The following is a 19,311-nucleotide window of genomic DNA, read 5'->3' as shown; positions in this document are numbered from 1 at the left end:
GCGAGGCGGACATGGCGGAAATCGAGTACACCTATGGCGTGTATGGGGATGAGCTTTACGCGGACGACGCTGGAGCCCAGGACGGCGACGCGGCGCGGGCCCGGGACCAGGGCGCGATCGGCAAGGCGGTGAACGTGGCCGGGGCGCTGGCCTCGCTGGCGCTGGTGGTCGGCATCGGGATCTGGGGCTACAAGCTGATGATCCGCGACGTGAGCGGCGTGCCCGTCGTGCGTGCGCTGGAGGGGCCGATGCGGGAACAGCCCAAGGACCCCGGCGGGCAGCCGGCGGATCACCAGGGGCTGGCGGTGAACGCGGTGGCGGCCGGCGGAACCGCAGCGCCGCCGCCCGACCGTCTGGCGCTGGCGCCGCGGCCGGTGGGCCTGACCGACGAAGACCTTCCCATGGGCGAACTGGGCGCCAGGGAGACCAAGACGTCGGTCAATGCAGAGTCCATCTCCGCCTATCGCGATGACCAGGTGGCGGCGCTGGTCGAGGAGTTGACCCGCAACGTCGCGCCGCTGCGGGAGGACACGACCGCACCGGCGGCACGAACGGAACCGGCTGCGCCCGAGGACCGGATCGTGCAGCCCGCACCGCTTGAGGGAGGTTCCCTCGAGGCGACCTCCGAGCCCCCCCTCAGCCCGACATTGGACGAGGCCGATGCCGCGCCGCGCAATGTTTCGCCCGCCGTGCTCAATGCGCCGGGGGTCAAACGCTCGCGGCGGCCGCTTGCGCGACCCGCACGGCTCACCGTCGCCTCGGCAACCGGCTTGGATGTCGCTGCGGCGCTCGGCGCCGCGCAGGACGCGGTTGCCCGTGTGGATGTCGATCCCGACAGCGTGCCCGAGGGCGCCCGTTTGGCTCAGCTCGGCGCCTATGACTCTCCCGAGGTGGCGCGCGCGGCATGGGATCGGCTGAACACCAGGTTCGGCGCCTATCTCGACGGCAAGAAGCGGGTGATCCAGAAGGCCAGCAGCGGCGGGCGTACCTTTTATCGCTTGCGCGCGATGGGGTTCGAGGATCTGTCGGATGCTCGGCGGTTCTGCTCGGCACTGGTGGCCGAGAACGCCGATTGTATCCCCGTCACCGCGCGATGACCTTCGGCGCCACCATCCTCGACGCCGAGGGGCTGCGGCTGAGTCGCGAGGAACGCGCGTTTTTTCGCGATGCCGATCCTTTCGGCTTCATCCTGTTTTCGCGCAACATCGACACCCCCGACCAGCTGCGCGCGCTTTGCGAGGAGTTTCGCGCGGCGGTCGGGCGCGACTGCCCGATCCTGATCGACCAGGAGGGCGGGCGCGTGCAGCGGCTGCGCCCGCCGCTGGCGCGCAACTGGCTGCCGCCGCTGGATCATGTCGCACGGGCCGGGGCGGGGGCGGCGCGGGCGATGTACCTGCGCTATCGCCTGATCGCGCATGAACTGCAGGGCCTGGGCATCGACACCGATTGCGCGCCGATGGCCGATCTGGCCTTTGACAAGACCCACCCCTTCCTCAGGAACCGCTGCTATGGCGGCGATGCGCCAACGGTGGCGGGGCTGGCCCGCGCGGTGGCCGAGGGGCTGCTGGCGGGCGGCGTTCTGCCGGTGCTGAAACACATCCCCGGCCATGGGCGTGCCGTCCAGGACAGCCATTTCGACCTGCCGCATGTCCCGGCCGACCCGGAGGAGCTGGACGACACCGATTTCGCCGCCTTCCGCGCGTTGAACGACCTGCCGATGGGGATGACCGCGCATCTGGTCTATGACGCGCTCGACAGCGAACCGGCGACTCTTTCGGCCCCGGTGATGGGGATGATCCGCGACCAGATCGGCTTTGACGGGCTGATCATGACCGACGACATCTCGATGAAGGCGCTGAAGGGCGATCTGGGCCAGCTCAGCCGCGCGGCGCTGGCGGCGGGCTGCGACGTGGTTCTGCATTGCAACGGCACGCTTTCCGAACGCGTCGCGGTGGCCAGGGCGGCCGGCAGGATGACCGCGGCGGCGCAGGCCCGGGCCGAGGCCGCACTGGCGGCGCGGCGCGCCCCCGAAGCGCTTGACATTGACGCCGCCGAGGCGGAGCTTTCTGCCCTCATGGGCGGTGAGGTTTATGTCGGATAACGACCAGTTCCAGGAAGACAGGCTTTCGGTCAACGAACGGCTGGCCGCCGAGGCGCTGATCGTGGACGTCGACGGGTTCGAGGGCCCGCTTGACGTGCTGCTGATGCTGTCGCGCACGCAGAAGGTGGACCTGCGCAAGGTCTCGGTGCTGCAACTGGCACGCCAGTACCTGATCTTTGTCGAGAAGGCCAAGACCCTGCGGATCGAGCTGGCCGCCGATTACCTGGTGATGGCGGCCTGGCTGGCGTTCCTGAAATCGCGGCTGCTCTTGCCCCCCGATCCCGGCGAAGAGGGCCCTTCGGGCGAGGAACTGGCGGCGCATCTGGCCTTCCAGCTGGAGCGGCTTCAGGCGATGCGCGACGTCGCAGCGCGGCTGATGGGGCGCGACCAGCTGGGCCGCGACTTCTTTTCCCGGGGCCAGCGCGAGGACGTGACGCGGCTGCGCAGGGTGACCTATTCGGCGACCCTGCTGGACCTGATGCAGGGCTATGCCCGGATCCGCACGCGGGACGAGTTTCGCCCCTTCGTGATGGACCGCGACAACGTCTTTACCATGGAACAGGCGCTGGAGCGGATGCGCCCGCTGATCGGCTTTGCAGGAAGCTGGACCGACATCACCAGCTACCTGCCCGACGGCTGGGACAGCGACCCGGTGCGGCGGCGCTCGGCCACGGCGGCGACATTCGCGGCCTCGCTCGAACTGGTCAAGGAGGGGCATCTGGAGATAAGGCAGAGCGAGCTGTTCGCCCCGATTCAACTGCGCAAGAGGACCGTCAGGACGTGACCGACGACCGCGAAACGACCCAAAGCGAAACTCTGTTCGAAGCCCCGCCGATGGCAGAGCAGGAGCGCATGGCCGAGGCGGTTCTGTTTGCCAGCGCCGAGCCGGTCAGCGTGCGCGACCTGGAGGCGCGGATGCCGCACGGCAGCGATGCGGCCGAGGCGCTGGTGCATCTGCGCAAGCGTTACGAGGGGCGCGGGGTGCGGGTGGTCAAGGTGGGCGATGCCTGGGCGTTCCGCACCGCGCCGGACCTCGGCTACCTGATGCAAAAGGAGACGGTCGAGACGCGCAAGCTCAGCCGCGCGGCGATCGAGACTTTGGCGATCATCGCCTATCACCAGCCCTGTACCCGGGCCGAGATCGAGGAGATTCGCGGCGTCTCGGTCAGCCGGGGCACCATCGACCAGTTGCTGGAGATGGAATGGATCCGCTTCGGCCGGCGCAAGATGACGCCGGGCCGTCCCGTTACCTTCGTTGTGACGCCGCAGTTCCTCGACCATTTCGGGCTCGAAACCGCCCGCGACCTGCCCGGCCTGAAGGAGCTGCGCGCCGCCGGGCTGCTGGAAAACCGGCCGCCGCCGGGGCCGCTGGGCCTTGCCGAGGAAGAGGACGAGGATGACGAGGTGATCGAGGGGCAATCGGAACTTTTCGAAGATTGACCCGGGAATTGCCCTGAAATCGGCAAATTCCGACCCTAGGTTCTGCGTGAAGGGCAAAGGAACCGGGACATGAACCTCAACCAGATCATCAATATGGTCCTGCGTCTGGTGATGCGGCGGATGATCCATTCCGGGATCAACGCAGGGATCAACGCGGCCTCTGGCATCGGCAAGAAGCGCAAGCAAAGGGCGCGCAAACTCGCGCCCGTGATCCAGCCCGAGGCGGAGCCCTGGCAAGAATCCCCTCCTGAATCCTCGCCCGATTCCCGGCCGGCCCCGGCCCAACAGGCAACCCGGCCGTTGCCGGAGGCGGACCGCACGTCCTCCGCGCCGCAACCGGCTTCGCGCCAGTCCAGGCCGATGGAGCCGGCGCGCGAGGGGGCGGGGGATTTGCCGGCGGAAGTGCGCGCGCAGCGCCGCCAGTTGCGCCACGCCCGGCGCGCCGCCTATGCCGCGCGGCGCAACGCGCGGTGATCGTCCTGCGCGCCGCCTATCCGGCGCGGAAGTGTTTCGACAGTTTCAGCCCCTGGCCCTGGTAGTTCGAGGCGATGCCGGCGCCATAAAGGCGCGTCGGCCGGGCCGCCATCCGCTCATAGACCAGCCGTCCCACCACCTGCCCGTGCTCCAGCACGAAAGGGGCCTCGTGGCAGCGCACTTCGAGCACGCCGCGCGCGCCGGCGCCGCCTGCGTCCGCATTTCCGAAACCGGGATCAAAGAACCCGGCGTAATGCACCCGGAACTCTCCCACCATGGCGAGGTAGGGGGCCATCTCGGCGGCGAAATCGGGCGGGATATGCACCGCCTCGCGGCTGACAAGGATGTAAAAGGCGCCGGGGTCTAGGATGATCTGGCCGGTCTTGCTGCGGACCTCTTCCCAGAACTCGGCCGGATCGTAGGCGCCGATGCGCTCAAGGTCGATCACCCCGGTGTGAGGCTTGGCGCGATACCCCACGAGGTCCGATCCCTCGGGGCGCAGATCGACGGAAAACCCCAACCCCTGCTCGATCATCGCCGCACCATCCACCAGCGGCGCCTTGGCGTGCAGCGCCTTGAGCTCCGCGTCGCTGAGCACCGCCTGACCTTGGCGGAACCGGATCTGGTTCAGCCGCATGCCGGGGCGCACCAGAACCGAAAAGCTGCGCGGGCAGATCTCGGCGTAGAGCGGTCCGGCATAGCCCGGCGCGATGCGGTCGAACTCTGTCCCGCCATCGGTGATCGTACGGGTCAGCAGATCGAGCCGCCCGGTGGAGCTTTTTGCATTGGCCACCGCGCTCATGTCCCCGGACAAGGCGAGCGATTCCTCCAGTGGCACCAGGTAGACGCAGCCCTTGTCCAGCACCGCGCCGCCTTCAAGCTCGATTCGGTGCATCTCGAACTCGTCCAGCCTGTCGGCGACAGAGCGCCCCTTTCCGGCAAGAAAGGAGGCGCGGATGCGATAGGCCACGCGGCCGAGCCGAAGGTCGAGGCTGGCGGGCTGCACCTGATCGTCCAGCACCGGCGTTGCGGCGCGGATCGCGCCCGTGTCGATCATCGCCCGGATCTGATGGTCGGGACAAACTCCGGTCATGCCTGCACCCCGCCGCGCGGGGGCAGGCGGCCTGTTTTTTCGTTACGTCGGTGTGATTTGGTCGGGCTAGCAGGACTCGAACCTGCGACCTTCCGTCCCCCAGACGGACGCGCTACCAGGCTGCGCCATAGCCCGACGTGAGCGCCTTCATACCGTTTCTGCGGCCGGGGGCAAGGGGGAAACATCGAAATTTCGTCAGCCCCAGCCAGCTTTGGCAGTGCGGTCGTACCAATCGCGCAAGGCCCGCGCCAAAGGTGCGATCCGGTCGGCCCTGTCCCGGCTCAACGCGGTGATCCCGGCCAGGTGGCCAAGCACGCCCGGCGTATAGGGCAGATCGGATTCGGGTGGTTCCCCACCGGCGGACCCGGATGGGGTGGCCTTGTCAGCCCGGACCGGGGCGGCGTGTGGCATGTCCGTGGATGACGGGCGGTTCAGGAACGACGGCAGCGCGCCCGCCGGAGCGGCGGTTGGGACGTCTTGTATATCCGCGTCGTCATCCGGCGCCGGTTTTGCCTTGAAGGCCAGAACGGTTCCACGCGGTTCCTGCGCCGCGTCGATGGTGTCGGCCGCCTCGCCCTCCATCGGGGGAGAAAGGGCAGCGACATGTGCAACGCCTTGTTCGCGCAGCAGTTTCTGGACGCCCTTTATGGTCATCCCTTCGTCATGCAGCAGGGTCTTGATGCCGCCGATCAGGCGCATGTCCGAAGGCCGGTAATACCGGCGCCCACCGGCCCGTTTCACCGGCCGGACCTGGCTGAACTTGCTCTCCCAGAACCGCAGCACATGCGCCTGGACCCCGAGCCAGGCCGCAACCTCGCTGATGGTGCGAAAGGCGTCGGGGGACTTCATCATGCGCCCGGAACCCGTCTATTTCCGGTTGCCGTCGGCGACGCGGTCTTTCATCAGGTGCGACGGTCGAAAGGTCAGCACGCGACGCGGCTGGATCGGAACCTCTTCCCCGGTCTTCGGATTGCGGCCGATTCTGGCGGACTTGTCGCGCACGCTGAAGGTGCCAAAGGACGAAATCTTGACCTGTTCGCCGCGGACCAGCGCATCGGAAATCAGGTCCAGCATGCTTTCGACCAACTGGGCGCTTTCGTTGCGCGACAGACCGACCTCGCGAAAAACCGCCTCGCTCAGATCCATCCGCGTCAGTGTTTTTGAACCCATTCCATCCCCCGTTTTTCTCCCGAGAATAGGGTCAGCGCAAATTCACTGTCAATATCAATGATTTGGAAGCGGCGGTTTAGGTGGAAAACCGCGGTGTCACCAGCGCAGGACCACCGCACCCCAGGCCAGGCCGCCGCCGATCGCCTCGGTCACGACAAGATCGCCCTGCTTGATCTGGCCGCGCGCCTTGCCCACCGACAGCGCCAGCGGGATCGAGGCCGCCGAGGTATTGCCGTGATCCTGCACGGTGACCACCACCTTGTCCATGCTCAGCCCCATCTTCTTGGCGGTGCCCCGGATGATGCGGATGTTGGCCTGGTGCGGGACGATCCAGTCCACGTCGCCAGGGGTCAGGCCGGCACGCTCCAGTGCGGTTTCCGCCGTCTTGGCAAGCTTTTCGACCGCGTGGCGGAACACCTGGTTGCCCTGCATCCGCAGATAGCCCGAGGTGCCGGTGGACACCCCGCCATCGACGTAAAGCAGATCCTTGTAGCGCCCGTCGGAGTTCAGATCGACCGCAAGAATGCCGCGGTCCTCAGCGGTGCCGGCGCCATCCTGAGCTTCGAGAATCAGCGCCCCGGCGCCGTCGCCGAACAGCACGCAGGTCGACCGGTCGGTCCAGTCCATGATGCGCGAAAAGGTTTCCGCGCCGATCACCATCACCCGCTTGACCTGACCCGACAGGATCATCGCGTTGGCGTTGCTCAGCGCATAGATGAACCCGGCGCAGACCGCCTGGACGTCGAAGGCAAAGCCGGTGGTCATCTCCAGCCGGGCCTGCACCATGGTCGCGGCCGAGGGAAAGGTCAGATCGGCGGTCGAGGTGGCCAGGATGATGGCGTCAAGATCCCCGGGCTCCAGCCCGGCATCGGCCAGCGCCGCCTGCGCGGCATATGTGGCGAGGTCCGAGGTGGTTTCCCCCTCGGCGGCGAAATGACGGCGCTCGATTCCCGACCGGCTGCGAATCCATTCGTCGGAGGTGTCGAGAGATGCCTCAAACTCGGAGTTGGGGACCACCCGTTCCGGCAGATAATGGCCGACCCCGATCACCACAGAACGTTTCGTCATGCCTCGCGTCCGCCTTCTTGTTGTACTGATTTGCCGGCATGTTCCGCCGCCTCCGAGGCATCCTCGACAAGTGCGGCAGTGGATGCAACCCGCGCCGCCAGCCGCTCGGCAAAGCCCGATTGCGCCAGGTGAAAGGCCAGTTTGATCGCCGCCGAAACCCCGGTGGCATCGGCGCCGCCGTGGGATTTCACCACCGTTCCGTTCAATCCCAGGAAAACGCCGCCGTTGACCCGGCGCGGGTCGATTCGCTTTTGCAGACGCCGGAGCGAGGTGATCGCCAGGATCGAGGCCAGCCAGGACAGCGGTGAATAGCGGAACGCCTCGCGCAGCGACTCGCCGATCATCCCGGCGGTGCCTTCGCCGGTCTTGATCGCCACGTTGCCGGTGAACCCGTCGGTGACGATCACGTCGGCCACGTTGCCGGGGATGTCGCGCCCCTCGACGAAGCCGACGAAATCGTAGCTGGCGCCATCGGCAAAGCGCGCGATCAGCCCATGCGCCTCTTTCAGTTCGGGGCGGCCCTTGTGTTCTTCGGTGCCGACATTGAGCAGGCCGATCCGCGGCCGTGGCAGGTCCAGCCCGTTGCGGGCGTAAGAGGCGCCCATCAGCGCGTATTGCAGCAGGTCCTGGGCATCGGCACGGACGTCGGCGCCGACGTCGAGCATCACGTTGAACCCCTGCGGGTTGCGCGACGGCCAAAGCACTGCGATCGCCGGGCGGCTGACGCCCGGCAGCTTGCGCAGGCACAGCATGCTCAGCGCCATCAGCGCGCCGGTGTTGCCGCAGGACACAGCGCCGTGCGCCTCGCCCGAGCGGACCGCCTCGAGCGCCGACCACATCGAGGTTCCCTTGCCGTGGCGCATCACGTGGCTGGGCTTGTCGTCCATGGTGACGACATCGGGCACATCACGAAAAGACACGCGCCCCGCAAGCATGCGGCGGCGCGCGACCAGTTTTTTCAGCGCCTCTTCCGGCCCGTGCAGGATGAAGCCGAGATCCGGATTCTTCTTGGCCGATTGTGCCATCCCGGCAACCACGACACCGGGGCCGGCATCGCCGCCCATCGCATCGACCGATATGACGATTCGCGCGCCCTCAGGGCGGGACGGGTCGCTCGTTTGGTCGGACTCTGCCGTCATGCGTGGGTGGTTTCGGTGGGGCTCAAGCCGCGTCTTCGTCCAGATCGACGTCGTCGGCCATGGCGACAATTTCCTTGTCGTCATAGTGGCCGCAGGACGGGCACACGTGGTGCGGGCGCTTCAACTCGCCGCAGTTCGGGCATTCGTTGGGGTTCGCAGCAACCAAGGCATCATGCGCCCGGCGGTTATTGCGGCGCGACTTGGAAACTTTGTTCTGTTGGACAGCCATGTCTCAACCCTTGTCTGATTTGGGCCCCGAGCGGTCTCGCGGGCGATGTTTCGATTCCGTTTGTTACGGCGTGACGTGCGTTTAGGCCGCAGCCTGCGCGATGTCCAACCCTAATTCGGATGAGCGGGCGAAAATACCGGCATTTTTCCCGCATGCAACCGATTCTTCCGCTGGCGGTCCCGCCGCCGGTCGCCGGCGTCACCCGAAGGCCCGTCAACTGTCCTTTTTCAAGGCGTCGCGCAACCCGGCCAGCCCGGCAAAGGGCCGGGTGTCCTTGTCACGCAGGGGCACCTTACCGGGTTCGGTGAACACCGCCTCGCTCAGTTCGGCGCCTTCCTTGCGCGGGTAGAGCGGCAGCGCCAGCGCCAACGCCTCGGCCATCACCGACGCGGGATTGATCCAGGCACCCAGCGCCTCGACACTGTCGTCGTCGGGCATTTCGGCCTCGTCGGTCTCGGTCCCCGGCATCCTGGCAAGAAACAGCCGGCGCACCCTGGTATCGATTCGGGTCGTCACCGGCTCCAGCGTTACCACGCAGGGCTGCACCACGGTGGCGCCGAGGTGCCCCTCGAGCAGCCAGTCCCGCTTGCCGCTGGCGGTGATCCGGCCGTCAAAGCGCAGTTTGCGCAGCGCGCTCAGTCCCAGGTCGCCGGCCAGCGCCGCACGCGCCTCGGCCCCGGGGGCCAGGTCGAAAAGGGTCGGGGCGGTCTGTGGCAAGTCGGCCACGCGCAGCGCGTCGGTATCACTCATTCCCTGATCTCGCCTTTCATCATTGGTGTTCGCAATCTTGAACCGTGGGCGCAGTTTATATAAGCGGGATGGCAGGCACAGAAAAGCCAAGCCGAAGGGGCCGACATGAAAGCATACGTCACTCCGCTGAAAGCGATCCTGCGCGGCGCCGGTCTGGCGCTGGTGTTGGTGGCCGTGTCGGGTTGTGTCGCGATCTATCGCAATCACGGCTATGTGCCCACGCCGGAAGAGCTGGACGCGATCCAGGTCGGCAAGGATACCCGTGACAGCGTGACCGAGGCGGTCGGCCCGCCATCGTCCTCCGGCGTGCTGAAGGACAGCGGGTTCTACTACGTGGCCTCGAGAATGCGCCACTATGGCGCCGCGGCGCCGAAACTGGTCTCGCGCGAGGTCGTGGCGATCACCTTCGACCAGCGCGGCGTGGTGCGTGGCATCGAGCGTTATGGGCTCGAGGATGGCCGCACCATCCCGCTGCAACGCCGCGTGACCAGCTCCAGCGTCGAGGACAAGACCTTCTTGCGGCAGCTGCTTGGCAACCTCGGCCGGTTCAACCCGGGTAACGTGCTCGAGAACTGACCGGCGTCATGCCGATGTCATATCTTGTGTGCTAGACGGCGCAGACTTACGATCCTGCCGAAGCGTTGCGGAGGGACTCATGCCGCTGTTGACCAAGGGCCGGTACCGGGCGCGCCTGGCCGAAACCGCCGACGATATCGCGGCGGCCCAGGCGCTGCGCACACGGGCGTTCCGCACCTTGGAACCCGACCGGGATACCTACGACGAGATATGTTCGCACATCCTCGTGCACGAGACCCGCAGCGGCGCGCTGGTGTGCTGTTTCCGCATGCTGATGCTCGAGGGCGGGGCCGAGCTTGCGCGCAGCTATTCGGCGCAGTTCTACGAGCTGGACGGCTTGCAGAGCTTTGACGGTCGCATGGTCGAGATGGGGCGGTTCTGCATCGATCCGGATTGGCACGACCCGGACATCCTGCGGGTGGCCTGGGGGGCGATGACGCGCTTTGTCGATGGCAATGGCGTCGCCATGCTGTTCGGCTGCTCCTCCTTCGCGGGGACCGAGACCGAGCAATATCTCGACGCCTTCGCGATGCTGAAACACCGCCACCTGGGGCCGAAACGCTGGTTGCCGCGGGTCAAGGCGCCGGATGTGTTCCGCTTTGCCGCGCGGCTGCGGCGCAAGCCAGACGCCAGGAAGGCAATGCTGCGAATGCCGCCGCTCCTGCGCACCTACCTGATGATGGGCGGCTGGGTCAGCGATCACGCGGTGGTCGACCGGCAGTTGAACACGCTGCACGTCTTTACCGGGTTGGAGATCGGGGCGATTCCCCCGGCGCGCAAGAAACTGCTTCGGACCGTGGCGGGCTGAGCCGGGGTTTTTCGCGGCGGGGGCGCAGGGGCGTTGACGGCGCGCGCGGGCGGGGATAGCTGGCGGGCATGGCACGTATACCTCTTTTGCAGCTCAATGGCATTTCCCTGACCTTCGGCGGGGAGCCGGTGTTTTCCGGCCTCGACCTGGTGGTGCAGCCCGGCGACCGGATCGCGCTGGTCGGGCGCAACGGATCGGGCAAGTCGACCCTGATGAAGGTGATGGCCGGGCTGGTCGAACCGGACAAGGGCGAGGTGATCGTCGGCCCCGGATCCTCGGTTGGATACATGGAGCAAGACCCGGATATGAAAGGGTTTTCCACGCTGGGCGAGTTTGCGTCCTCGGGGCTGGAGCCGGGCGAGATGTACAAGGTCGAGCGGGCCGGAGAGGGGTTGAAGTTCGATCCCGCGCGCCCGGTCGAAACCGCCTCGGGGGGTGAGCGGCGGCGGGCGGCGCTGGCGAAACTGATGGCCGAGGCGCCCGAGTTGATGCTGCTGGACGAGCCGACCAACCATCTCGACATCGAGGCGATCGGCTGGCTGGAGCAGGAGCTGAAGGCGACCCGCGCGGGCTATGTTCTGATCAGCCACGACCGTGCCTTTCTGCGTAATCTTACGCGCGCAACCCTTTGGCTCGACAGGGGAATCATCCGTCGGCAGGACAAGGGATTCGGAGACTTCGAGGCCTGGCGCGACGCGATCTGGGAGGAAGAGGATACGCAAAGACACAAGCTGAACCGGCTGATCAAGTCCGAGGCCCGCTGGGCGGTGGAGGGGATCAGCGCGCGGCGCAAGCGCAACCAGGGCCGGGTGCGGGCATTGCAGGCGCTGCGGGCCGAACGCGCGGGGCAGATCAAGCGCCAGGGCGCTGCCGGAATGGCGCTGGATTCAGGGCAGAAATCCGGTCGAAAAGTCATCGAGGCGGCCAATATTTCAAAGGCTTACGATGGCAAGGTGATCCTGAAGGACTTCTCGATCAAGATCCAGCGTGGAGACCGCGTCGCCTTTGTCGGGCCGAACGGCGCGGGCAAGACGACCCTGCTCATGATGCTGCTGGGAGAGGTCGCGCCGGATAGCGGAACCGTGCAGCTGGGCACTAACCTGGAGGTGGCTGTGTTCGATCAGGCGCGGGCGCAGCTCGATCCGGACGCCACCCTGTGGGAGAGCCTGACCAGCGATCCGGGGATGAGGGTTTCGGGCAAGGCGGATCAGGTCATGGTGCGCGGAACACCCAAGCATGTCGTTGGTTATCTTAAGGAATTCCTGTTCGACGAAAGCCAGGCACGGGCCCCGGTCAGGGCGCTTTCGGGTGGCGAAAAGGCGCGGTTGCTGCTGGCGAAACTGATGGCGCAGCCGTCGAACCTGCTGGTGCTGGACGAGCCGACCAACGACCTGGACGTGGAGACGCTGGACCTGTTGCAGGAGTTGCTGGACGACTACGACGGCACCGTGCTGCTGGTCAGCCACGACCGCGATTTCCTTGACCGGATGGCCGCCACGACGGTGGCGATGGAGGGCGACGGGCGCGCCACGATCTATGCGGGCGGCTGGAGCGATTATCAGGCGCAGCGCCCGGATATAGACACTGAAAAAATAGAAAAGACAAAAGGTTCCGCGTCAAAAGTAAAGCGTGACGAGAAACCGAAGGCGGGGCTTTCCTTTACCGAAAGACACCGGCTGGAGGCGCTTCCCGGCGAGATCGAGCGGCTGGAGGCCGAGATCGGAAAGCTGGAGGGGCTGCTGGCCGACCCCGAGTTGTTCACCCGCGAGCCGGTGAAGTTCAAGAAGGCGAGTGAGGCGCTGACGGCGCGGCAGGCAAAGCTTTCGGCGGCCGAGGAGGAGTGGCTGGAGCTGGAGGAAAAGGCGTCTGAAACGTAGGGTTCGGGCCGCGTTTTGTACAGTTTGCGGAGAAGATCAGCGGCCCGGAAACCCCGGTTGGGGAGTTTCCGGACCGTTTTGTACGTTCAAGGCGGAATCGCGCGGGAAACCTCGCCGATCACGGTTTTCCGGGTCTCGCTCAGCGCATCCGCAGGGCGCCGTCGATGCGGATCACCTCGCCGTTCAGGTAGCCCATCTCGACGATGAACCCGGCCAGGCGGCCGTATTCCTCGGGGCGGCCGAGGCGGGCGGGGTTGGGCACGTCGGCGGCGAGCTGTTCCTGTGCGGCCTCGGGCAGGCCCATCAGCATCGGGGTCAGGAAAATGCCCGGTGCGATCGCCATGACGCGGATGTTGTCGCGTGCCAGGTCGCGGGCCATCGGCAGGGTCATGCCGACGATGCCGCCCTTGGAGGCGGAGTAGGAGACCTGGCCCTTTTGCCCGTCGAAGGCGGCGACCGAGGCGGTGTTGATGATCACGCCGCGCTCACCATCCTCGTCCGGTTCGTTCTGTGCCATCTCGGCGGCGGCGAGGCGCGCGACGTTGAAGCTGCCGACCAGGTTGACGTTGATGGTGGTCTGGAAGGTCGAGAGCGGCAGCGGCCCCTCGCGGCCCAGGGTCTTGCCGACGGTGCCGATGCCGGCACAGTTCACGGCGGCGGTGATCTTGCCCATCTTGTCCTTGGCAAAGGCGATGGCGGCGGCGACCGAGTCGTCGCTGGTCACGTCGGTCTGGATGAAGTGACCGCCGATCTCTTCGGCGACCTTCGGGCCGCGCTCGGCGTCGCGGTCGAGCAGGGTGACCTGTGCGCCCTGCGATGCGAAGTGGCGCGCGGTGGCCTCGCCCAGGCCCGAGGCGCCGCCGGTGATCACGGCCGCGGTATTGCTGAGTTTCATGTCGGGGTCCCTCTCCCTTGATCTTGGTCCGCGCCCAGATAGCAGGCGGCGGGCGGGGAAATCCAGTAGCCGCGGGATGGAACGCGGCGGCATTGGGATGAGAAAGGCGGTAAACGGGGATGGCGGGCTGAAGCCCGCCCTACGGGGGGCTTCGTCCGGTGCAGCGCTCCGCCCTCTCCATCTCTCCCCCCAAGGGGGGGGAGAGCGGGGCGGGGAGGCGGCGGGTCAGTCCGTCAGCTGCACCAGCGCGTGGCGTTTCTTGCCCGCCGAGAGCTTGATCGGCGCGGACAGCGCTCCGGCGTCGAGCATCATCCCGGCGTCGGTCAGCGGGGCGTCGTCGAGCCGTGCGCCGTTCTCGGCGATCAGGCGCTTGGCCTCCTTGCCGGATTTGGCAAGGCCCGCGCGCACGATCACCTGCACGATGGAGATGCCGCCGTCGGCCAGGTCGGCCGGCGTCAGCGCCAGCGTCGGTAGGTCGTCGCCGACGCCGCCCTTTTCGAAGACCTCGCGCGCGGTGGCCTCGGCCGCCGCCGCCGCCTCGGCCCCGTGGCACAGCGTCGTCACCTCATTGGCGAGGATGATCTTGGCCGCGTTGACCTCGGAGCCTTCCAGCGCGCCGAGGCGGTCGCATTCGTCGATCGGCAACTCGGTATAGAGCTTGAGGAAGCGGCCCACATCGGCATCGGTGGTGTTGCGCCAGAACTGCCAGAACTCGTACGGGCTGCGCATGTCGGCGTTGAGCCAGACGGCGCCATCCTGGCTTTTGCCCATCTTCTTGCCGTCCGAGGTGGTCAGGAGTGGCGAGGTGAGACCATAGATCTCGTGGTCCAGTACCCGGCGGGTGAGGTCGATGCCGTTGACGATATTGCCCCATTGGTCCGATCCGCCCATCTGCAGGATGCAGCCATAGCGGCGGTTCAGCTCAAGGAAATCATAGGCCTGCAGGATCATGTAGTTGAATTCGAGGAAAGACAGCGATTGTTCGCGGTCGAGCCGGGATTTCACGGACTCGAAGCTGAGCATCCGGTTGACGGAGAAATGCCGGCCGATGTCGCGCAGGAAATCGAGGTAGTTCAACCCGTCGAGCCATTCGGCGTTGTTGATCATCAGCCCGTCGGAGGGGCCGTCGCCATAGGTGATGTATTTGGCAAAGACCTGGCCGATGCCGGCGATATTGTCGTCGATCTGCGCCGGGGTCAGCAGCGGGCGCTCATCCGCGCGAAAGCTGGGATCGCCCACCTTGGTGGTGCCGCCGCCCATCAGGGTGATCGGCTTGTGCCCGGTCTTTTGCAGCCAGCGCAGCATCATGATCTGGATCAGCGAGCCCACGTGCAGCGATTTGGCGGTGGCGTCGAAGCCGATGTAGGCGGGGCAAGCCGTGCCACTGCTCAGCGCCTCGTCGAGGCCCTGGTAATCGGTGCAGTCGGCCAGAAAGCCGCGGGTCATCATCACCTGCATGAAGTCCGATTTCGGGTGGTATGTCATGGCTTGCCTCGGGTTTGATTTGCGGGGAGTGTATAGGCGGCAGTGAGACAAAGGAAAAGGCCATGAATAAGGCCGGCAAGACGGGCGCGCCGCTGCGTGCGCTGGGGGCGATGAGCGGAACCTCTCTCGATGGCGTCGATGCGGCGGTGGTGGAGACCGACGGGCGGCGCATCCTGGGCTTTGGCGAGACCGGCTATCGCGCCTATTCGGAGGCGGAGCGCGCGGTGCTGCGCGCCGCACTGGGTCGGTGGGCGGGACAGGAGGCCGAGGCGGCGGGACGCGTGGTGGACGGCGCCCATGCGGAGTTGCTGGCGGGGTTCGAGGGGATCGACCTGGTCGGCTTTCACGGCCAGACGCTGGCGCATGAGCCGCGCGGGCGGGGCACCTTTCAGGTGGGCGACGGTGCGGCTTTGGCCGAGGCGCTGGGGCTGCCGGTGGTCTGGGATTTCCGCAGTGACGACGTGGCGATGGGCGGCGAGGGCGCGCCGCTGGCGCCGTTCTTTCATTTCGCCTGCGCCAAATGGATCGGGGCGCAGGAGCCGCTGTGTTTTCTCAATCTCGGCGGGGTGGCGAATCTGACCTATGTCGATCCGTCATTCGAGGGGCCGGAGGCGGAGGGGGCGCTGTTGGCCTTTGACACCGGGCCGGCGAATGCGCCGGTCAACGACCTGATGCAGGCGCGGCTGGGCAGATACATGGACGAGGGCGGCGCGCTGGCCGCGACCGGGAAGGTCGAGGAGGGCGCGCTGGAGCTGTTCCTGGCCGAGCCTTATTTCGCGCGGATACCGCCGAAGTCGCTGGACCGGAACGATTTTTCCGAGATGATCGGGCTGGTGGGCGAGTTGGACGATGCCGACGCTGTGGCGACGCTGACGGCGATGAGCGCGGCCGGGGTGGTGCAGGGGATGGAGCATTGCCCGCGCCCGCCTGAACGGGTTCTGGTGACCGGCGGCGGGCGGCTCAACCCGGTGCTGATGGAGATGCTGCGGGTCTCGCTGGAGTGCCCGGTGGAGCCGGTCGAGGCGGTAGGGTTGGATGGCGACATGCTGGAGGCGCAGGCCTTTGGCTTTCTCGCGGTGCGGGTGGCCTACGGGATGGCGACCTCCTGCCCCGGCACCACGGGGGTGCGGGCGCTGGTGGGCGGCGGCATCGTCAGCCGGCGGGGGGATTAGGGGGCGCTGCCCCCGTCGCGGCGGGCCGCGACTCCCCCGGAGTATTTCCCGGCCAGAAAAAGCAGGGGCGAAGGCTCAGCCCCGCGGGATGTCGAAACCCGGCGGCGCGAGGGTGAAGCCGGAGAATTCGAACCCGGGCGAGACGGTGCAGGAGACAAGCGTATAGGTGCCGGTGCTGCGGGCAGCCTGCCAGTGCTGTTCGGGCACGATGATCTGCGGGCGGCCTGTTGCCAGATCGGGGGTGAGCAGGTGATCTTGCGCCGGGCCGGCGTCGGTCTCGCTGAGCGAGAGCAGCAGCGGCGCGCCGGCGTGGTAGTGCCAGATCTCGGTGGCGTCGACCCGGGGCCAATGGCTCGCCTCGCCTCCGGCCAGCAGGAAATAGATGGCGGTGCCGCTGGCGCGGCCGGGGGTGTCGGCGCGCCAGGTCTCGGCGAACCAGCCACCCTCGGGGTGGGGTTGCAGGTTCAGGGTCTCGATGATGCGGGTTGCGGTCTGGTCGGTCATGGCGGTGATTATGCATCCTGCGGGGCCGGGTGCTATGGCATTCCTGTGTGCAGGAGTTATCTTTGCCCCATGAGCCTGCATATTCCCTTTGACAACTCCTATGCCCGGTTGCCGGGCGCGTTTTTCACCGCGCAGGCGCCGCAGCCGGTGCGCGCGCCGCGGCTGGTGGCCTTCCACGCCGATCTGGCGCGACTGATGGGGATCGTGGCGGACGAGGTGGCGGAACTGGCGCAGGTCTTTGCCGGCAACCTGGTGCCGGAGGGGGCCGCGCCGCTGGCGCAGCTTTATTCCGGGCATCAGTTCGGCCAGTACAACCCGCAGCTTGGCGACGGGCGTGCGGTGCTGCTGGGCGAGGTGGTGGGCGGGGATGGCAAGCGCCGGGACATCCAGCTCAAGGGATCGGGGCGCACGCCCTATTCGCGCGGCGGCGACGGGCGTGCCTGGCTGGGGCCGGTGCTGCGCGAATACCTGGTCAGCGAGGCGATGCATGCCCTTGGCATTCCCACCACGCGGGCGCTGGCAGCGGTGGAGACCGGCGAAGAGGTGATGCGCGAGCGCCCCTTGCCCGGCGCGGTGCTGACACGGGTAGCAGCGAGCCATCTGCGCGTGGGCACATTCCAGGTGTTCGCGGCGCGCGGCGATATCGAGAGCCTGAAGCGCCTGACGGATTATGCCATCGCGCGCCATTACCCGCAGGCCGGGGGGCCGATGGACCTGTTGCGGGCGGTCTGCGCGGCGCAGGCGCGGCTGGTGGCGCAGTGGATGGGCGTGGGCTTCATCCACGGGGTGATGAACACCGACAATTGCGCGATCTCGGGCGAGACGATCGATTATGGCCCCTGCGCCTTTATCGACATGTTCCATCCGCAGACGGTCTACAGTTCGATCGACCGCTATGGGCGCTATGCCTATGACCGGCAGGCGGAAATGGTGGTGTGGAACCTGGCGCAGTTGGCCACCGCGCTGGTCCAGCAGATGGAGGATCGCGAGGCGGCGGTGGAGGAGGCGACCGCGATCGTGCATGCCATGACCGGCCAGATCGAGGCGGAGTGGCTGCGGCTGTTCCGCGCCAAGCTGGCGCTGAGCGATGCGCGGGCGGGCGACCAGGAGTTGATCGAGGATCTGCTGCGCCGGATGGTGGCCGGGCAGGCGGATTTCACCAATACGTTCCGCGCGCTCGGGACGGCGCGCGCGCGCGACCAGTTCCTTGAGCCGGCGGCCTATGACGGCTGGGAAGAGGCCTGGCGCGCGCGGCGGGCGGACCTGCCCGAGGCCGGGCCGCTTTTGCGCGCGGCCAACCCGGCCTTCATCCCGCGCAACCACCGGGTGGAGCAGATGATCGCGGCGGCGGTCGAAGGCGATTATGCGCCGTTCCATCGGCTGAACGCGGTGTTGGCGCGTCCCTATGACGATCAGCCGGAGGCCAGGGACCTGACCCGCCCGCCGCTGCCGGGCGAGGCGGTGGAGGCCACGTTCTGCGGGACGTAATCTCTTTTTCTGGCTGAAAATACTCTCGGGGGGTGAATTTCCCGCAGGGAAAGAGGGGGGCAGACAGCCCCCTTTGCCCCGGTGCGCCTTGTCACTTCCGGTTGATCAGCACGATCCCCGCCGCCACCAGCGCCAGCGCGATCCAGACCGGCGGGCCGATCCGCTCGCCCAGGATCGCCCAGCCGAGCACCACCGCGAAGACCGGCGAAAGAAAGCTGAAGGAGGCAACGCCCGAGGCGCGGTAGATCGACATCAGGTGAAACCACAGCAGGAAGCCGAGGCTGACCACGCAGATGGTCTGGAACGCCAGCCCGGCCATGTGCAGCGCCGTCAGATCGCGGGTGAGAGGGCCGAAGAGCGGTGCCAGGGCCAGCAGCACCGGGGCGGAGACAAGGACCTGGAAGAAAAGCTGCATCACCGGGCTGGCGCGGCTGAGCGGGGTCAGGCGCATCAGCAGGATGATGCCGGCCCAGCCCAGCGCGGCGGTCAGCGCCAGCAGGTCGCCGGCAAGGCTGGCCGCGCCGTTGGAGCGGTCGGCCAGCGCCAGCGCGACCCCGCCCATCGCCAGCGCCATGCCGAGGGCGCGCAGCCCGGTGATCCGCTCGCCCGGCAGCCAGAGATGCGCCGCCAGCCCGAGCCAGACCGGCATCGAGTAGAAGATGATCGAGGCGCGGGCCACGGTGGTCAGGTCGAGCGAGATATAGAGGCAGGTGAACTCGAAGGCGAAGACCAGCCCGGACAGGATGCCCCAGGGAATCGCCGCACGCGGGACGGTCATCGGCAGGCCGCGCGCGCGCATCCAGATCAGCAGCACGAGGATCGCCCCGGCCGAGCGCAGCCCGGCCTGGAACACCGGGGCGAAACCGCCGCCGGTGAGCTTGATCACCACCTGGTTGAAGGCCAGCAGCAGCGCGAACCCGGTCAGGGCCGCGGCGCCGGCGGGGTCGATTGCGCGTTTCTCCTCCATGCGCCCAAAGGATGTGCAAGGCATGCAACTGTCAAGAGCAGGTAAATCGCCGGGCTTGCACCGTCACCGCACATC

At 67.1% G+C, this 19,311-nt stretch carries 21 protein-coding genes and 1 tRNA gene; 10 read left to right on the top strand and 12 right to left on the bottom strand.

Annotated features, from left to right (window positions below; genetic code table 11):
* The first annotated feature begins 11 nt into the window (after nucleotides 1-11).
* The 5 genes from P1U75_RS11195 (at nucleotide 12) to P1U75_RS11175 (ending at nucleotide 4,015) form a co-directional block, all read left to right on the top strand.
* Nucleotides 12-1,097, top strand: coding sequence for an SPOR domain-containing protein (locus tag P1U75_RS11195; RefSeq protein ID WP_300243210.1), 1,086 nt, complete (start codon nucleotides 12-14; stop codon nucleotides 1,095-1,097).
* Nucleotides 1,094-2,101: a beta-N-acetylhexosaminidase gene (gene nagZ, locus P1U75_RS11190; protein WP_300243264.1), complete on the top strand. Its 1,008-nt coding sequence runs from the start codon at nucleotides 1,094-1,096 to the stop codon at nucleotides 2,099-2,101. The genes P1U75_RS11195 and nagZ overlap by 4 nt, the downstream gene beginning before the upstream one ends.
* A complete protein-coding gene (locus P1U75_RS11185; protein WP_300243208.1) occupies nucleotides 2,091-2,885 on the top strand; it encodes a ScpA family protein in 795 nt (264 codons plus the stop codon). Before nagZ ends, P1U75_RS11185 begins: the two co-directional genes overlap by 11 nt.
* 50 nt (nucleotides 2,886-2,935) lie before the next feature.
* A complete protein-coding gene (gene scpB / locus P1U75_RS11180; protein WP_300243261.1) occupies nucleotides 2,936-3,541 on the top strand; it encodes an SMC-Scp complex subunit ScpB in 606 nt (201 codons plus the stop codon).
* Between the two features lie 69 nt (nucleotides 3,542-3,610).
* Nucleotides 3,611-4,015, top strand: a complete 405-nt coding sequence (locus P1U75_RS11175; RefSeq protein ID WP_300243206.1) for a hypothetical protein — start codon at nucleotides 3,611-3,613, stop codon at nucleotides 4,013-4,015.
* Between the two features lie 16 nt (nucleotides 4,016-4,031).
* On the opposite strand, the gene P1U75_RS11170 is transcribed toward P1U75_RS11175, so the two are convergent.
* The 8 genes from P1U75_RS11170 to P1U75_RS11135 form a co-directional block, all read right to left on the bottom strand.
* On the bottom strand, nucleotides 4,032-5,108 hold the full coding sequence (locus P1U75_RS11170) for a 2'-deoxycytidine 5'-triphosphate deaminase (RefSeq protein WP_300243204.1): 1,077 nt from the start codon (nucleotides 5,106-5,108) through the stop codon (nucleotides 4,032-4,034).
* 58 nt (nucleotides 5,109-5,166) lie between these two features.
* Nucleotides 5,167-5,243: transfer RNA gene (locus P1U75_RS11165), tRNA-Pro, on the bottom strand.
* 60 nt (nucleotides 5,244-5,303) lie between these two features.
* Nucleotides 5,304-5,960 (bottom strand): MerR family transcriptional regulator, encoded by a 657-nt coding sequence (locus tag P1U75_RS11160; RefSeq protein WP_300243202.1) that lies wholly within the window; start codon nucleotides 5,958-5,960, stop codon nucleotides 5,304-5,306.
* Between the two features lie 15 nt (nucleotides 5,961-5,975).
* Entirely contained in the window at nucleotides 5,976-6,278 is a 303-nt protein-coding gene (gene ihfA, locus P1U75_RS11155) for an integration host factor subunit alpha (RefSeq protein WP_300243200.1), read from the bottom strand.
* A 96-nt stretch (nucleotides 6,279-6,374) separates the two neighbouring features.
* A complete protein-coding gene (locus P1U75_RS11150) occupies nucleotides 6,375-7,346 on the bottom strand; it encodes a beta-ketoacyl-ACP synthase III (RefSeq protein WP_300243198.1) in 972 nt (323 codons plus the stop codon).
* A complete protein-coding gene (gene plsX, locus P1U75_RS11145) occupies nucleotides 7,343-8,485 on the bottom strand; it encodes a phosphate acyltransferase PlsX (RefSeq protein WP_300243195.1) in 1,143 nt (380 codons plus the stop codon). Before plsX ends, P1U75_RS11150 begins: the two co-directional genes overlap by 4 nt.
* Nucleotides 8,486-8,507: 22 nt before the next feature.
* Entirely contained in the window at nucleotides 8,508-8,714 is a 207-nt protein-coding gene (gene rpmF / locus P1U75_RS11140) for a 50S ribosomal protein L32 (protein WP_300243192.1), read from the bottom strand.
* A 213-nt stretch (nucleotides 8,715-8,927) separates the two neighbouring features.
* The gene (locus P1U75_RS11135; RefSeq protein ID WP_300243190.1) at nucleotides 8,928-9,464 is read right to left on the bottom strand and encodes a DUF177 domain-containing protein; all 537 of its coding nucleotides are present in this window, start codon (nucleotides 9,462-9,464) and stop codon (nucleotides 8,928-8,930) included.
* 105 nt (nucleotides 9,465-9,569) lie between these two features.
* On the opposite strand from P1U75_RS11135, the gene bamE reads away from it, so the two are divergent.
* The 3 genes from bamE to P1U75_RS11120 all read left to right on the top strand — a co-directional run bounded on the left by bamE (nucleotide 9,570) and on the right by P1U75_RS11120 (nucleotide 12,725).
* A complete protein-coding gene (gene bamE, locus P1U75_RS11130) occupies nucleotides 9,570-10,040 on the top strand; it encodes an outer membrane protein assembly factor BamE (protein WP_300243187.1) in 471 nt (156 codons plus the stop codon).
* A gap of 79 nt (nucleotides 10,041-10,119) precedes the next feature.
* The gene (locus P1U75_RS11125; protein WP_300243185.1) at nucleotides 10,120-10,848 is read left to right on the top strand and encodes a GNAT family N-acyltransferase; all 729 of its coding nucleotides are present in this window, start codon (nucleotides 10,120-10,122) and stop codon (nucleotides 10,846-10,848) included.
* 68 nt (nucleotides 10,849-10,916) lie between these two features.
* Nucleotides 10,917-12,725, top strand: a complete 1,809-nt coding sequence (locus tag P1U75_RS11120; protein ID WP_300243182.1) for an ATP-binding cassette domain-containing protein — start codon at nucleotides 10,917-10,919, stop codon at nucleotides 12,723-12,725.
* 139 nt (nucleotides 12,726-12,864) lie between these two features.
* Here the strand turns inward: P1U75_RS11120 and P1U75_RS11115 are convergent, their stop codons facing one another.
* Both P1U75_RS11115 and tyrS read right to left on the bottom strand, forming a co-directional pair.
* Nucleotides 12,865-13,620, bottom strand: a complete 756-nt coding sequence (locus P1U75_RS11115; RefSeq protein ID WP_300243180.1) for an SDR family NAD(P)-dependent oxidoreductase — start codon at nucleotides 13,618-13,620, stop codon at nucleotides 12,865-12,867.
* Between the two features lie 225 nt (nucleotides 13,621-13,845).
* A complete protein-coding gene (tyrS, locus tag P1U75_RS11110) occupies nucleotides 13,846-15,105 on the bottom strand; it encodes a tyrosine--tRNA ligase (RefSeq protein WP_300243178.1) in 1,260 nt (419 codons plus the stop codon).
* 62 nt (nucleotides 15,106-15,167) lie between these two features.
* Here tyrS and P1U75_RS11105 point away from each other — a divergent pair, with 62 nt between their 5' ends.
* Entirely contained in the window at nucleotides 15,168-16,277 is a 1,110-nt protein-coding gene (locus P1U75_RS11105; protein ID WP_300243175.1) for an anhydro-N-acetylmuramic acid kinase, read from the top strand.
* 75 nt (nucleotides 16,278-16,352) lie between these two features.
* Here P1U75_RS11105 and P1U75_RS11100 read toward each other — a convergent pair whose 3' ends face one another.
* Nucleotides 16,353-16,781 (bottom strand): cupin domain-containing protein, encoded by a 429-nt coding sequence (locus P1U75_RS11100; protein WP_300243173.1) that lies wholly within the window; start codon nucleotides 16,779-16,781, stop codon nucleotides 16,353-16,355.
* Nucleotides 16,782-16,850: 69 nt separating this feature from the next.
* On the opposite strand from P1U75_RS11100, the gene P1U75_RS11095 reads away from it, so the two are divergent.
* Nucleotides 16,851-18,269 (top strand): protein adenylyltransferase SelO, encoded by a 1,419-nt coding sequence (locus tag P1U75_RS11095; RefSeq protein WP_300243171.1) that lies wholly within the window; start codon nucleotides 16,851-16,853, stop codon nucleotides 18,267-18,269.
* Nucleotides 18,270-18,360: 91 nt separating this feature from the next.
* Here P1U75_RS11095 and P1U75_RS11090 read toward each other — a convergent pair whose 3' ends face one another.
* Entirely contained in the window at nucleotides 18,361-19,236 is an 876-nt protein-coding gene (locus tag P1U75_RS11090; RefSeq protein ID WP_300243169.1) for a DMT family transporter, read from the bottom strand.
* Nucleotides 19,237-19,311 lie beyond the last annotated feature (75 nt).

It is taken from the genome of Antarcticimicrobium sp., from assembly GCF_029212575.1.
In the GTDB taxonomy this organism is placed as follows: domain Bacteria; phylum Pseudomonadota; class Alphaproteobacteria; order Rhodobacterales; family Rhodobacteraceae; genus Antarcticimicrobium.
Note: the sequence above shows the minus strand (reverse complement) of the source record. Positions and strands in the feature narration are given on the sequence as shown.

Bases quoted from the DNA above. Each gene is read 5' to 3' on its own strand.
- scpB (WP_300243261.1), top strand. From the start codon at position 2,936: ATGGCAGAGCAGGAGCGCATGGCCGAGGCGGTTCTGTTTGCCAGCGCC.
- P1U75_RS11170 (WP_300243204.1), bottom strand. From the start codon at position 5,108: ATGACCGGAGTTTGTCCCGACCATCAGATCCGGGCGATGATCGACACG.
- P1U75_RS11095 (WP_300243171.1), top strand. From the start codon at position 16,851: ATGAGCCTGCATATTCCCTTTGACAACTCCTATGCCCGGTTGCCGGGC.
- P1U75_RS11115 (WP_300243180.1), bottom strand. From the start codon at position 13,620: ATGAAACTCAGCAATACCGCGGCCGTGATCACCGGCGGCGCCTCGGGC.
- nagZ (WP_300243264.1), top strand. From the start codon at position 1,094: ATGACCTTCGGCGCCACCATCCTCGACGCCGAGGGGCTGCGGCTGAGT.
- P1U75_RS11150 (WP_300243198.1), bottom strand. From the start codon at position 7,346: ATGACGAAACGTTCTGTGGTGATCGGGGTCGGCCATTATCTGCCGGAA.
- P1U75_RS11160 (WP_300243202.1), bottom strand. From the start codon at position 5,960: ATGATGAAGTCCCCCGACGCCTTTCGCACCATCAGCGAGGTTGCGGCC.
- P1U75_RS11105 (WP_300243175.1), top strand. From the start codon at position 15,168: ATGAATAAGGCCGGCAAGACGGGCGCGCCGCTGCGTGCGCTGGGGGCG.
- plsX (WP_300243195.1), bottom strand. From the start codon at position 8,485: ATGACGGCAGAGTCCGACCAAACGAGCGACCCGTCCCGCCCTGAGGGC.
- P1U75_RS11185 (WP_300243208.1), top strand. From the start codon at position 2,091: ATGTCGGATAACGACCAGTTCCAGGAAGACAGGCTTTCGGTCAACGAA.
- P1U75_RS11175 (WP_300243206.1), top strand. From the start codon at position 3,611: ATGAACCTCAACCAGATCATCAATATGGTCCTGCGTCTGGTGATGCGG.
- P1U75_RS11195 (WP_300243210.1), top strand. From the start codon at position 12: ATGGCGGAAATCGAGTACACCTATGGCGTGTATGGGGATGAGCTTTAC.
- P1U75_RS11090 (WP_300243169.1), bottom strand. From the start codon at position 19,236: ATGGAGGAGAAACGCGCAATCGACCCCGCCGGCGCCGCGGCCCTGACC.
- P1U75_RS11135 (WP_300243190.1), bottom strand. From the start codon at position 9,464: ATGAGTGATACCGACGCGCTGCGCGTGGCCGACTTGCCACAGACCGCC.
- rpmF (WP_300243192.1), bottom strand. From the start codon at position 8,714: ATGGCTGTCCAACAGAACAAAGTTTCCAAGTCGCGCCGCAATAACCGC.
- P1U75_RS11120 (WP_300243182.1), top strand. From the start codon at position 10,917: ATGGCACGTATACCTCTTTTGCAGCTCAATGGCATTTCCCTGACCTTC.
- P1U75_RS11100 (WP_300243173.1), bottom strand. From the start codon at position 16,781: ATGACCGACCAGACCGCAACCCGCATCATCGAGACCCTGAACCTGCAA.
- P1U75_RS11125 (WP_300243185.1), top strand. From the start codon at position 10,120: ATGCCGCTGTTGACCAAGGGCCGGTACCGGGCGCGCCTGGCCGAAACC.
- ihfA (WP_300243200.1), bottom strand. From the start codon at position 6,278: ATGGGTTCAAAAACACTGACGCGGATGGATCTGAGCGAGGCGGTTTTT.
- bamE (WP_300243187.1), top strand. From the start codon at position 9,570: ATGAAAGCATACGTCACTCCGCTGAAAGCGATCCTGCGCGGCGCCGGT.
- tyrS (WP_300243178.1), bottom strand. From the start codon at position 15,105: ATGACATACCACCCGAAATCGGACTTCATGCAGGTGATGATGACCCGC.